This window comes from Streptomyces sp. NRRL WC-3618 (genome assembly GCF_001280005.1).
Lineage (GTDB): Bacteria > Actinomycetota > Actinomycetes > Streptomycetales > Streptomycetaceae > Streptomyces.
This window is the reverse complement of sequence record NZ_LGDW01000489.1, coordinates 1-12,429: the sequence shown is the minus strand read 5'-3', so window position 1 is coordinate 12,429 and position 12,429 is coordinate 1. Positions and strand designations below refer to the sequence as shown.

Below are 12,429 nucleotides of genomic sequence, written 5' to 3'. Positions count from 1 at the left end.
TCGACACTGGGGTCTCCCCCGGTCTTGCTCCCGGGGTCGGGTCATGCTGACGCTGCGGAGTGTGACGGTACATCCCGCCCCCGTGTCAAACGGGAAAAGCCCGCAACGGCCACTCGAACGGTAACCCGACTACCGCCATTCCTGCCGCCCGGAGTGTCGACCTGCCCCTTCGGACCTGTTCGGAGGGTGACCTACCGGTTTCCGGCGCGACCCAGCCGCGCACCCCGCCCAGGGGCCTCTCGCGCACCTCGCACAAGGGTGAGGCACCATCCGCCGACCTCGAGAGCGACCAGTGCGGCGACGCTCGCGAGGACCGCCGATGCGACGGGGTTCACACCGTGGGCGACGGGCGCGCGGTGCCGCACCCGGGTCGCGGTCCACACCAGCAGCCCGCCCCCGAACAGGGCGAACACCACTCCCACGAAGATCGCCGGCCCGCTCTCCATCTCCCTGCGCGCCCCTTTCCTCCTGCCCGCGACTCCCCGGACCCGGGAAGCCGCCACGCCCGGGAAGCCTCCGTACGAACCCGAGGTGAACGCTGGGCTGACGAACGTCCACGCGTCCTGGTGCGCACCCCTCGACAGCCCCCTGGAGTCCCCCTGCGCACGGGTCGCCCGACCACGTTCCGTCGCGGCCGGCGCCCGTGAATCTCACAGCCGCCGCCCCGGGACCACCCCGGACCGACCTCCGCAACTCGGCGTGAATATGCCCCCGAACCGCGCCACACGCACACCTGTGCGACAGAACAGACGCCGCGAGCGGCCTGCCCGCACCGCCCACACCGCCAGCGCCACCCGCACGCTTCCCGACGCCTCACGCGCCGCCCCCGCGCCTCCCCCTGCCGTACGGCGGCGGGGTACGCGACCTGCCGTACCCGTACCGGCCGCGCAGCCCTCCTCCTCCGTGGTCGTCCCGGCGTAGCCGACAGCCTCACGGGGGCTGAACCGGCAGTCCAGCGCCCTGCGACACCGCCCCGGCACGCTCACTCGACCGCCGGCTCCAGAAACCCCTGTTCCACCAGCAACCGGATCTGCGCGGGCGTCCGGTCCCGCAGCGACACCGGGTCCTCGCCCACCAGTTGGGCGATGGCGTCCAGAATCCGCCCCGCGCTCAGGGTGCCGTCGCACACACCTGCGAAGCCCGCGCCGACCGTGTCCACCTTGGTGGCCCGGCGCATCCCTCGGTGCTGACGCAGCACCACGTGCTCCGGGTCCTCGGCGCCGGGCAGCCCGACCTGCTCCTGCACGACCTCGCCCGCCAGTCTGAAGCGCCCGGCGAGCAGGGCGGCGTCGTCGTGCGTGCGCAGGAAGTCCACGCGTTCGAAGTGCGTCCGAACCGTGTCCCCGAGCGGCTGTTCGACGGGATGCGGCCACTCCTCCACGGTGATCGAGGGCTCACTCGCCCCCGTTCTGCGCAGGGTGATCCAGCCGAACCCGACAGACTTCACCTTGCGCGCCTCGAACTCGTCCAGCCACGCGTCGTAGCGCGCCCGGTACTCCGCCGGGTCGGAGCGGTGGTCGCCGGCGTCGCGCAGCCACAACTCGGCGTACTGCGTGACGTCCTGCACCTCGCGCTGCACGATCCAGGCATCGCACCCGCGCGGCACCCAGGACCGCAGCCTGTCCTGCCAGTCCTCCCCCTCCACGTGCTGCCAGTTGGCGAGGAACTGTGCGAACCCGCCCTCGCGCAGCCGCTCCCCCGCCTCCTGAACGAGCGTGCGGCACAGATCGTCCCCGCCCATCCCGCCGTCCCGGTACGTGAGCCGCGCACCCGGCGAGATCACGAACGGCGGGTTGGAGACGATCAGGTCGTACATCTCGTCCGCCCGGACCGGCTCGAACAGGGAGCCCTCGCGCAGGTCGGCGGCGGGGGCGCCGGACAGGGCGAGCGTCAGCGCGGTGATGTGCAGGGCGCGGGGGTTGAGGTCGGTCGCCGTCACGCGCGTGGCGTGCTGGGCGGCGTGCAGCGCCTGGATCCCGGAGCCGGTGCCGAGGTCGAGCGCGGAGGCGACCGGCGTACGGACGGTGATGCCGGCGAGGGTCATGGAAGCACCGCCCACCCCGAGGACGACGCCTTCGTCGTGGCTGCCGATGCCACCTGCCCCGCCGACCGCGCACCCCAGGTCGGACACGATGAACCAGTCCTCACCGTCCGGCCCGCCGTACGGCCGTACGTCGACCGTGGCAGCCACCTCGCCACCGCCCCCGGACACCAGCCAGCCGCTCGCCACACAGTCGTCGACGGGCAGCACGCCCCCCACGCGCGCGTGGGGCACGGGCTGCTGCAGAAGGAACAGCCGTACGAGCAGTTCCAGGGGCGTGCCGCCACGGGTCGCCCGGAGTGCGGGCACGGTCTCGCTGCGCGCCAGCGCGGCGTACGCGGGCGCGCCGAGCAGGTCGAGCAGTCCGTCGGCGGTGAAGTCGGCGGCCAGAAGGGCGTCCCGGAGGCGCGCGGCGACGTCGGGGCGGTCGGCGGAGGGCAGGGTGTGCAGGCTGGCGTTACTCACGCCTCCATTGTGTCCGCCCTGCCGCTCCGCCGCGCCCGCCTGTGGACAGACGGGCGCGGAGACCCCGTACGCCTGTGGAAAACCTTCGCCGAGGCGACGGAGTGTCGGCCGTAAGGTCAGCCGGCCTTCGAAGAGACCGCAGGGGACGCGGGTGTCGACTTGCAGCTCTCCTGCTTGGCCATCGCCTTGCCGACGTCACCCTCCTCCAGGGCCTTCAGGGCGTCGTTGCCGCTCTGGCTGAGCTTGTCCAGCTGGGTGGCGACACCCTTGAGGCCGTCGGCGAACTTCGCCTGGTTCTTGGTGTCGAGGCCGTCCACCTGCTTCTTCAGGCTCGCGTAGGAGGCCGAGATGTCGTTGAGTTCCTTGACGGCGTTGGTCTTCTTCGTCTCGCCGCCGTCGACGTTCGGCGCGCCCGCGGTGTTCACCGCCGCGCCGATCGCCTGGTAGGAGTCGGCCATGTCCTGGAAGGCCTGCGCGTCGGTCTTCTGGACGTCCGCCGGTGTGCTGTTGTCGGAGGTCTCCTTCTGGATCGCGGCGTTGGCGGCCTCGATCTTCTTGGCCTGCGGTTTCACCGCGTCGCACACCTGCTTGGCCCAGGCATCCAGCTTCTCGTTGCCGTCGTCGCCGCCGCATCCCGACAGCGCCAGTACCAGTACCGCACCGCCGGACAGTGCGACCGCGAGCTTCTTGTTCACCGGATTGGTCCCTTCCATGGCTCCCGGCCCCGGAACATACACGCCACCCGGGCGACACCAGCGTGACGGGCATCCCATTCATATGTTATTGCGACCATTTGCACCAAGAGAGAGAAGGCTCACGAAAACGGGCGGCAACCCACGTCAAGCGGGCGGACGACGCGTCACAACGCGCCGCCCGCCCGCTCTTTGGCCGGTTCCTGACCAGCCGTAGGACATCGCCGGAGACGAACACCGTGGTGCCCAGCCCCCGTCCGGCTACGAAACCACCGCAGGATCAACCGTCTGGGCGACCCCATCCGCCTCCTCAGCCTCGTCGTCCCCGGCGACCCCCCGCCGTTTGGACACGTACACCGCGGCCACGATCACCGCGATGGCCAGGACGGCGATGAGGATGCGCAGGGCGAGGTTCTTGTCATCGCCGTAGCTGAACTTGACGATCGCGGGCGCGATGAGCAGCGCGACCAGGTTCATCACCTTCAGCAGCGGGTTGATGGCCGGGCCCGCGGTGTCCTTGAACGGGTCGCCCACGGTGTCGCCGATGATGGTCGCTTCGTGAGCCTCGCTGCCCTTGCCGCCGTAATGACCGTCCTCCACCAGCTTCTTCGCGTTGTCCCACGCGCCACCGGAGTTGGCGAGGAACACCGCCATCAGCGTGCCGGCCCCGATCGCGCCCGCGAGAAACGCGCCGAGCGCGCCGACACCGAGGGTGAACCCGATGGCGATGGGCGCCAGGACGGCCAACAGCCCGGGCGTGGCGAGCTCCCGTAGCGCGTCCTTCGTACAGATGTCGACGACGCGCCCGTACTCCGGTTTCTCGGTGTAGTTCATGATCCCGGGGTGCTCGCGGAACTGCCGCCGCACCTCGTAGACCACCGAACCCGCCGACCGGGAAACCGCGTTGATCGCCAGCCCGGAGAACAGGAAGACGACCGCCGCGCCGACGATCAGACCGACCAGGTTGTTGGGCTGCGAGATGTCCATCACGAGGTTCATCGGCCCGCCCTCGCCGACCTTCTCGCCCACGTCGCGCGCGGCGGTCGTGATCGCGTCGCGGTACGACCCGAAGAGCGCCGACGCGGCCAGGACGGCGGTCGCGATGGCGATGCCCTTGGTGATGGCCTTGGTGGTGTTGCCGACGGCGTCCAGGTCGGTGAGCACCTGCGCGCCCGCGCCCTCGACGTCGCCGGACATCTCGGCGATGCCCTGCGCGTTGTCGGAGACCGGCCCGAAGGTGTCCATCGCGACGATCACACCGACCGTGGTGAGCAGACCGGTGCCCGCCAGTGCCACCGCGAACAGCGCCAGCATGATGGACGTACCGCCAAGGAGGAACGCCCCGTACACGCCGAGGCCGATCAACAGGGCGGTGTAGACGGCCGATTCGAGCCCGATGGAGATGCCGGCGAGGACGACGGTGGCGGCGCCGGTGAGTGAGCTCTTGCCGATGTCGCGTACGGGCCGGCGGGTGGTCTCGGTGAAGTAGCCGGTCAGTTGCTGGATCAGGGCCGCCAGCACGATGCCGATGGCCACGGCGAGGAGCGCGAGGATGCGCGGATCGCCGCCCTTGGCCGCGATCGCCGCGTCGGTGACCCCGTCCAGATCGGCGTACGACGACGGCAGGTAGACGAAGACGGCGATCGCGACGAGTGCGAGCGAGATCACAGCGGAGATGAAGAAGCCGCGGTTGATCGCGCTCATGCCGCTGCGGTCGGAGCGCTTCGGCGCCACCGCGAAGATGCCGATCATCGCCGTGAGCACGCCGATCGCGGGCACCAGGAGCGGGAAGGCGAGCCCGGCGTCGCCGAAGGCGGCCTTGCCGAGGATCAGCGCGGCGACCAGCGTGACGGCGTACGACTCGAAGAGGTCGGCCGCCATGCCGGCGCAGTCGCCCACGTTGTCGCCCACGTTGTCGGCGATGGTCGCGGCGTTGCGCGGATCGTCCTCCGGGATGCCCTGCTCGACCTTGCCGACCAGGTCGGCGCCGACGTCGGCGGCCTTGGTGAAGATGCCGCCGCCGACCCGCATGAACATGGCGATGAGGGCGGCGCCGAGGCCGAAACCCTCGAGCACCTTCGGCGCGTCGGCCGCGTACACCAGGACCACGCAGGACGCGCCCAGCAGGCCGAGGCCCACCGTGAACATGCCGACGACGCCGCCCGTACGGAAAGCGATCTTCATCGCTTTGTGGGAGACGTCGGTGAGATCCTTTTCCGGCTCGCCTTCCGCCGGTGTCGCTTCCCGTGCGGCGGCCGCGACGCGCACATTGCTGCGCACGGCGAGCCACATGCCGATATAACCGGTGGCCGCCGAGAACGCGGCCCCGATCAAGAAGAACAGCGACCGTCCGGCGCGCTGATTCCAGTCGTCCGCGGGCAGCAGCATCAGCAGGAAGAAAACGATCACGGCGAATACGCCGACCGTGCGCAACTGCCGTGCCAGATAGGCGTTCGCGCCTTCCTGGATGGCCGTCGCGATCTCCTTCATGCTGTCGGTGCCCTCGCCTGCCGCGAGCACCTGGCGCACCAGCACCCCGGCGACCACGAGCGCCGCCAGGGCGACGACGCCGATGACCATCACGATCAGTCGGTTGTCGTCGGTCAGTACCGCGGCTGCGAAGGTAGTGGGTTGGTCGAACCGATGAGGGGAAGAAAGCCCCGCCATTCGTCCTCCTTGACGCTTGGGCTGAGCTCAAGATGTGGACGGGATTGTAGGTACCGGAACCTGATCAAAACAGTACGCGGAAACGGAATAGATTGCCCCATGCTATTCAGCGAATGATCGAGAGGAGATCTATTGGGCCATATGGCGTAATGGCACAGACGCATTCACGCTTGATCAAATGATCGCGCGACCAGATCGTGAATTCCTTCACTAATTCTGGAGGTCGCCGATAAAAACACCAAGGGCCCTGCTCAGCAGGGCCCTTGAGGTAGTAGCAGAGGGGCGGGTCAGGGGACGAGCGTGACCGGCGGCGCGGTCGGCCAGCTCATGCGGATCGATCCGCCGTTCTCCCCTGCGGTGACCTCGACGTCGTCGACGAGGCCGCTGATGACCGCGAGGCCCATCTCGTCCTCCTCGGCATCCACGTCCACGTCGCCGCCACCCGAAGCGCCCTCACCGGGAGACGAGCGGGGTGCCTCGTCGCCGACCTCGATGGAGAACAGCTTCTCCTCCTCGGTCAGCGTCACCCAAACGGGCTCCGAGATACCACCGCTCTGATGCAGTCCGACGGCACGGGAACACGCCTCGCCGACGGCGAGTCGCACCTCGTCGAGTACGGCCTCGTCCACTCCGGCCCTGCGCGCCACCGCTGCCGCCACCAGTCGGGCGGTCCTGACGTGCTCGGGCAGCGCGCTGAAGCGGAGTTCAACGGTGGCCATGCATCCCCCTCGGAATACGGGCGTGCGGTCAGGGGGCCGGGTCGCCGAGACCCGGACCCCCGTCGTTAACTCTTCCGTCACGAACGCGCGTACGAGTGACCGCATGCGCGTCCGGTAAACGGCCGTCAGTCGGTGGCCGCCACCGCTTCGTCGACCGAGGTGTGAATCGGGAACACCTTGGTGAGACCGGTGATGCGGAAGATCTTCAGAATGCGCTCCTGGTTGCAGACCAGGCGCAGCGAGCCCTCATGGGCACGCACACGCTTCAGGCCACCGACCAGCACGCCGAGCCCGGTGGAGTCGAGGAAGTCGACTCCCTCCATGTCGACGACGAGGTGAAAACTCCCGTCGTTGACCAGCTCGACCAGCTGCTCACGCAGCTTGGGCGCGGTATAAACGTCGATTTCGCCACCGACCTCGACGACCGTACGATCGCCGACGGTACGGGTCGACAGGGACAGGTCCACGGATCCTCCAGCACCTTGCTATCGAGCGGTCATCCCAAGGGACACCTCGGCAGAGTCCCCAGGACGGTTCGCCAGCCGCGATGGCATTCAATCACTTACCGCAGGGCGTGCACGACGCCTTGGGCCCATTGTCCGTCACGCCAGTGACACACTCGATCCCGATGGCCAAGAATCACCGATCCGAACGACCCTCGACTTTCGCCGCCGGGCGACCCGATCCGGGCACGATCCTGGACCGGCTCGCCTCGGGGCCGAGCCGGGCTTCGCGCATCACTCATACGGAGCACTTGCCCCCACGTGCGGGCCGCCATGCCGTCTGGCCCGACCGGATTCGTCCCGAGGTCATCGCAGCCGTCCAGGCCGCCGGGATCGAACACCCCTGGGCCCACCAGGCACTGGCCGCCGAGCACGCTCTGGACGGCGACAACGTGATCGTCGCCACAGGCACCGCCTCGGGCAAGTCGCTCGCGTATCTCGTGCCGGTCCTCTCCCGCCTCCTGGACGGCTCCGAGGCACCCAACGGCCGCGGGGCGACCGCCCTGTACCTCGCCCCCACCAAGGCCCTCGCAGCCGACCAGCGACGTTCCGTGAAGGAACTTTCACAACCATTGGGAAACGCCGTGCGACCGGCCGTGTACGACGGCGACACCCCCGTCGAGGAACGCGAGTGGGTCCGGCAGTACGCGAACTACGTCCTCACCAACCCGGACATGCTGCACCGGGGAATACTCCCGTCCCACCCCCGCTGGTCCTCCTTCCTGAAGTCGCTGAAGTACGTCGTCATCGACGAATGCCACACCTACCGCGGTGTCTTCGGCTCCCACGTCGCCCAGGTCCTGCGCCGGCTGCGCCGCCTGTGCGCCCGCTACGGCGCCTCCCCCGTCTTCCTGCTCGCCTCCGCCACGGCCGCCGAGCCGGCAGTCGCGGCGGGCCGCCTGACGGGCCTGCCGGTGGTCGAGGTCGCCGACGACGCCTCACCGCGCGGTGAACTGGTGTTCGCCCTCTGGGAACCGCCGCTCACCGAACTGCACGGCGAGAAGGGCGCCCCCGTCCGCCGTACGGCCACCGCGGAGACCGCCGACCTGCTGACCGACCTCACCCTCCAGGGCGTGCGCTCGGTGGCCTTCGTACGCTCCCGGCGCGGTGCCGAGCTGATCTCGGTGATCGCCCAGGAACGACTGTCCGAGGTCGACCGCTCGCTGGCCCGGCGCGTGGCCGCCTACCGAGGCGGCTACCTCCCCGAGGAGCGCAGAGCCCTCGAACAGGCCCTCCACTCCGGCGAACTGCTCGGTCTCGCCGCCACCACCGCCCTCGAACTCGGTATCGACGTCTCGGGGTTGGACGCCGTCGTCATCGCCGGCTACCCGGGCACCCGCGCCTCCCTGTGGCAGCAGGCGGGCCGCGCCGGGCGGGCCGGACAGGGCGCGCTGGCGATCCTGGTCGCCCGCGACGACCCGCTGGACACGTTTCTCGTCCACCACCCGGAGGCCCTGTTCGACCAACCCGTCGAGTCGACGGTCCTCGACCCGGACAACCCGTATGTCCTCGCCCCCCATCTGTGCGCCGCCGCGGCCGAATCCCCCCTGGTCGAGGAGGACCTGGCCCTCTTCGGCCCCGAAACCGCCGCCCTGCTGCCGCAGTTGGAGGCCGCGAAGCTGCTCCGCCGCCGGACCAGGGCCTGGCACTGGACCCGCCGCGAACGGGCCGCCGACCTGGCCGACATCCGGGGCGGTGGCGGCAGTCCGGTCCAGATCGTCGAGGAGGGCACGGGACGGCTGCTGGGCACGGTCGACGCGGGCGCCGCGCACACGGCCGTGCACGAGGGCGCGGTCCATCTCCACCAGGGCCGCACGTATCTCGTCCGCTCCCTCGATCTGGCGGACTCGGTGGCCCTGGTCGAGGAGGCGAACCCGCCGTATTCGACGGTCGCCCGCGACACCACGTCCATCGCCGTCCTGGAGACCGACGTCGAGATCCCGTGGGGCGACGGCCGCCTCTGCTACGGCTCCGTGGAGGTCACCAACCAGGTCGTCTCCTTCCTGCGCCGACGCGTCATCACCGGTGAGGTCCTGGGCGAGACGAAGCTCGACCTCCCTCCTCGTACGCTGCGCACCCGTGCCGTGTGGTGGACGGTCACCGAGGACCAGCTCGACGCCGCCCGGATCAACCCGGAGATCCTCGGCGGGGCCCTGCACGCCGCCGAGCACGCGTCGATCGGCATGCTGCCCCTGTTCGCGACCTGCGACCGCTGGGACATCGGCGGCGTCTCCGTCCCGCTCCACCCGGACACCCTCCTTCCCACGGTCTTCGTGTACGACGGCCACCCAGGCGGCGCGGGCTTCGCGGAGCGGGCCTTCCACACGGCCCGCTCCTGGCTGACGGCCACCCGCCAGGCCATCGCCGCCTGCGAGTGCGACGCCGGCTGCCCGTCCTGCATCCAGTCCCCCAAGTGCGGCAACGGCAACGAGCCCTTGCACAAGCGGGGAGCGGTGCGCTTGCTGACCGTTCTGCTCCAGGGGGCGCCTGAGGAGAAGGCTCCGGACGACAGGGGCTGAACCTGGGGCATGCCCTACGGGGGCGGCTCAGGCGGCCGCAGAGGCCCAGGTGGGCCTGGTAGCCCGGGTGGGCTTGGTGGGCCTGGTGGCCCAGGTGGGCCCGCCCTCGCTCGGACCTCCGCCTCGAACAGGCCCCGTCCCGCTGTCACCGTCAGGTCCGACACCTCACCCACCAGTGCGCACCGAGCAAGCCGGGTGCCCTGGGCAGCGGCCACCCGGTCCGCCCGCGCACAGGCCGCCGGGACGCCCTCCGTCCAGTGGTCCGCCGCCGCGAGCGCCGCCAGATCCGCACCGGCGGCTGCCCGATGCCGGGCCACAGCGGCCTGCCCCACGGCGAGCACAACGCCGAACACCACGCACAGGACGGCGATGGCACCCACGCTCCAGACGGTCGCGGAGCCACGGTCGGAGTGGATCGGGCGAGCGGAGACAGCGGCTCTGGCGAAACTGACGAGGCGCCCCCTTCCCAGGCGTTTCACGCGCCCACCCCCACCGTCTCCTCCGCCAACGCCACCGCTTCGTGCGCCACATCGACGGTCAGGCCACCGAGCCCCGGCGGCTGCGCCACGACCTCCACGCGCACGAGGTCGCCCTCTCTGGTGACGGTGACCTCCGCCCCGCGCGGGGCCGCCCCGCGAGCCACCTCGGCGACCGCACCGGGCGGGTCCTGACGGGCGGCGGCCCGGGCACCGGCCCGGGCCGCGTCCACGCATTGGATCTGCGCGGCGGCGACGAGCAGGGCCCAGACCAGCGCCATCGAGAACAGCACCAGCGCGGGAAGCACCACAGCGGCCTCGGCGGTCACGAACCCCTGGTCCCCGCCCCGGCGTTCACATTTTGGCATCGAGGGCCTTCTTCACGATGGCCTGCAATTCCGAGCTGACCTGCCCGCTCGTCACGACTTTGTAGAGCACCGCGGCGAAGGCCACCGCGGCGATGATGCCGACGGCGTACTCCGAGGTCACCATCCCGGCATCCCTCCGCGCCACCAGCACCGCACGCGTCCTGCGCACCAGGGCACACATTCGTTCCCGCACTACTGTGAACATCTCAACTCCCGTTGTTTTGAGCTCTGTTGATGACTAACCCTGACGACCTACTGCTGACGACTTACTGCTGATGACTTACTGCCGGTAACTGGCCTTTGCCGTATCGCTGTTGATGACCCGCTCCTGATCAGGCACCGCTGGTGTCATCCACCACCCCCGCCCAACAACCCGTCCGCCAGCCCGATCACCACAGGCAGTACGCCGATCGCGATGAACGCGGGCAGGAAGCACAGCCCCACCGGCGCGGTGACCATCACGGCCGCCCGGCGAGCGCGTTCCGTCGCGGTGCGGCCCCAGTCGGCGCGGGTGTCGGCCGCGAGGCGTGCGACGGGTCCGGCCGCGGGTACGCCCGACTCGTCGGCCCGCTCCAGCAGGCCCGCCAGGGGGCCGGCCCCCGGTGTCGACGCCAACCTCCGCCAGGCTTCGGCCGGTTCGCCGCCGAGCCGTACCTCCGCCGCACCCCGCGCCAGCCGTTCCCCGACCGGTCCCGCCAGCGCCTCACCCACCGCCTGCGCCGCGATCACCGGACCGGCACCGGCCGCGATGCAGGCGGCCAGCAGATCGGCGGCGAGCGGAAGTTGCCGTGCCGCCTCGGCCGCGTCGACGTCCTCCGCCGCCGGAGGACGGGCCGCCTGCCGCAGGCGCCACCGCCACCACCCGAACCCGGCGACCAACCCCACCGCGACTCCGGCCGCGCCCCCGACCAGCACCCACCCGGCGCACACGGCTCCCACCACAGGGGGCCACCGCCGTACGACCTCCCGTGCCCCGGACCAACGCCCTACCGCGCCGTGTTCCCGCTCCAGCTCCAGCGCGAGCAGCCGGGCCAGCCTCCGGCGCACCCTCCGCTCCCGCCGTACCGTCTCGATCCACCGCAGCAGCCACCCCAGGGCCAGCGCGACCCCCAGCGCCACCCCCAGCCTGTGGAAAACCTCCGCGCTCACAGCGACTCCCCTCTCCGACCACGCCGGACAGCCGCACCGATACGGCCCCCGCCAGTCACTTCGCCGGCCTTCATGCCACCTCCGCTCCCCGCACGATGCCCAGCGCCCACCACAGCCCCACGCCCTCCAGCACCCCGCCGACCAGCAGGCAGCCCAGTCCGGCGCCGGTGTGCAGCAGCACGTGCAGCGGGTCGGCGCCCAGTGCCGTGCCCAGGACCAGGCCCAGCACCGGCAGGCCGGCGAGCATCACCGCCGTCGACCGGGCGCCCGCCAACTGGGCGCGTAGGTCGGCACGCTGGTCCCGGTCGGCGCGCAGGGCCCCTTCGAGGCGGTCCAGTCCGGCCGCCAGACCGGCGCCCTGGTCGACGGCCACCCGCCAGCACGCCGCGAGGCCCAACAGCCCCTCCGCGCCCGGTTGCCGGGCCGCCCCGGCGAGCGCCCCGGGTACGTCGCCGCCGAACCGCGCAGCCGCCAGCACCGAGGCCTGTGCCTCTCCGAGGCCGCCGGAGTCGCGTGCCGCCCGCAGCAGCGCCTCCCCCGGCTGCCGTCCGGCGCGCACCTCACCGGCGAGCGCCGCGCACAGCGCGATCACCTCGTCGCCCCGCCGCTCCCGCGCCCGCCGTACCTCACCGGCCCGCCGCACCCGGCGCAGCAGCGGCACCCCGGCCGCGCCCACCACCGCCGGTACGACGGAAGCGCCCAGCAGCGCCACCACCAGCCCGACTGCCACCGCCCACCACTCGGCCCGCAACCGCCCACGCAGCCGCCGCAGTTCACCGCCGACCCGGTCCCACAAAGGAAGCCCGGTCGCCACGGCCCCGCCCCCGGCG

General features: G+C 71.1%; 11 protein-coding genes and 1 pseudogene. 1 reads left to right on the top strand and 11 read right to left on the bottom strand.

Features of this window, described 5'->3' with window-relative positions:
* Nucleotides 1-251 precede the first annotated feature (251 nt).
* From ADL01_RS38975 to bldG, 6 genes and pseudogenes are all read right to left on the bottom strand, one after another.
* Nucleotides 252-446 (bottom strand): annotated as a pseudogene (locus ADL01_RS38975) (hypothetical protein); the annotation flags it as partial.
* A 536-nt stretch (nucleotides 447-982) separates the two neighbouring features.
* Complete coding sequence (locus tag ADL01_RS38970; protein WP_053746822.1) at nucleotides 983-2,506, bottom strand: DUF7059 domain-containing protein; 1,524 nt, start codon at nucleotides 2,504-2,506, stop codon at nucleotides 983-985.
* 116 nt (nucleotides 2,507-2,622) lie between these two features.
* A complete protein-coding gene (locus tag ADL01_RS38965; protein WP_053746821.1) occupies nucleotides 2,623-3,219 on the bottom strand; it encodes a small secreted protein in 597 nt (198 codons plus the stop codon).
* Between the two features lie 240 nt (nucleotides 3,220-3,459).
* Nucleotides 3,460-5,865: a sodium-translocating pyrophosphatase gene (locus ADL01_RS38960; protein ID WP_053746820.1), complete on the bottom strand. Its 2,406-nt coding sequence runs from the start codon at nucleotides 5,863-5,865 to the stop codon at nucleotides 3,460-3,462.
* A 287-nt stretch (nucleotides 5,866-6,152) separates the two neighbouring features.
* Nucleotides 6,153-6,584, bottom strand: a complete 432-nt coding sequence (locus tag ADL01_RS38955) for an ATP-binding protein (RefSeq protein WP_053746819.1) — start codon at nucleotides 6,582-6,584, stop codon at nucleotides 6,153-6,155.
* 125 nt (nucleotides 6,585-6,709) lie between these two features.
* On the bottom strand, nucleotides 6,710-7,051 hold the full coding sequence (gene bldG / locus ADL01_RS38950; RefSeq protein WP_005475923.1) for an anti-sigma factor antagonist BldG: 342 nt from the start codon (nucleotides 7,049-7,051) through the stop codon (nucleotides 6,710-6,712).
* An 80-nt stretch (nucleotides 7,052-7,131) separates the two neighbouring features.
* Here bldG and ADL01_RS38945 point away from each other — a divergent pair, with 80 nt between their 5' ends.
* Entirely contained in the window at nucleotides 7,132-9,606 is a 2,475-nt protein-coding gene (locus ADL01_RS38945) for a DEAD/DEAH box helicase (protein WP_078961031.1), read from the top strand.
* A gap of 14 nt (nucleotides 9,607-9,620) precedes the next feature.
* On the opposite strand, the gene ADL01_RS43180 is transcribed toward ADL01_RS38945, so the two are convergent.
* From ADL01_RS43180 to ADL01_RS38925, 5 genes are all read right to left on the bottom strand, one after another.
* Entirely contained in the window at nucleotides 9,621-10,022 is a 402-nt protein-coding gene (locus ADL01_RS43180) for an Rv3654c family TadE-like protein (RefSeq protein ID WP_234354961.1), read from the bottom strand.
* A 59-nt stretch (nucleotides 10,023-10,081) separates the two neighbouring features.
* Nucleotides 10,082-10,450, bottom strand: coding sequence for a TadE family type IV pilus minor pilin (locus ADL01_RS38940; protein ID WP_053746817.1), 369 nt, complete (start codon nucleotides 10,448-10,450; stop codon nucleotides 10,082-10,084).
* On the bottom strand, nucleotides 10,437-10,655 hold the full coding sequence (locus ADL01_RS38935) for a DUF4244 domain-containing protein (protein ID WP_053746816.1): 219 nt from the start codon (nucleotides 10,653-10,655) through the stop codon (nucleotides 10,437-10,439). Before ADL01_RS38935 ends, ADL01_RS38940 begins: the two co-directional genes overlap by 14 nt.
* Before the next feature lie 143 nt (nucleotides 10,656-10,798).
* Nucleotides 10,799-11,599, bottom strand: coding sequence for a type II secretion system F family protein (locus ADL01_RS38930; RefSeq protein WP_053746815.1), 801 nt, complete (start codon nucleotides 11,597-11,599; stop codon nucleotides 10,799-10,801).
* Nucleotides 11,600-11,669: 70 nt separating this feature from the next.
* Nucleotides 11,670-12,429: type II secretion system F family protein (locus tag ADL01_RS38925; RefSeq protein ID WP_053746814.1), on the bottom strand; the 760-nt coding region annotated here is incomplete at its 5' end.

What these genes read in the sequence shown, in the direction of transcription:
- ADL01_RS38955 (WP_053746819.1), bottom strand. Translation starts at nt 6,584, where the DNA reads ATGGCCACCGTTGAACTCCGCTTCAGCGCGCTGCCCGAGCACGTCAGG.
- ADL01_RS38945 (WP_078961031.1), top strand. Translation starts at nt 7,132, where the DNA reads ATGGCATTCAATCACTTACCGCAGGGCGTGCACGACGCCTTGGGCCCA.
- ADL01_RS38960 (WP_053746820.1), bottom strand. Translation starts at nt 5,865, where the DNA reads ATGGCGGGGCTTTCTTCCCCTCATCGGTTCGACCAACCCACTACCTTC.
- ADL01_RS38935 (WP_053746816.1), bottom strand. Translation starts at nt 10,655, where the DNA reads ATGTTCACAGTAGTGCGGGAACGAATGTGTGCCCTGGTGCGCAGGACG.
- ADL01_RS38965 (WP_053746821.1), bottom strand. Translation starts at nt 3,219, where the DNA reads ATGGAAGGGACCAATCCGGTGAACAAGAAGCTCGCGGTCGCACTGTCC.
- ADL01_RS38940 (WP_053746817.1), bottom strand. Translation starts at nt 10,450, where the DNA reads ATGCCAAAATGTGAACGCCGGGGCGGGGACCAGGGGTTCGTGACCGCC.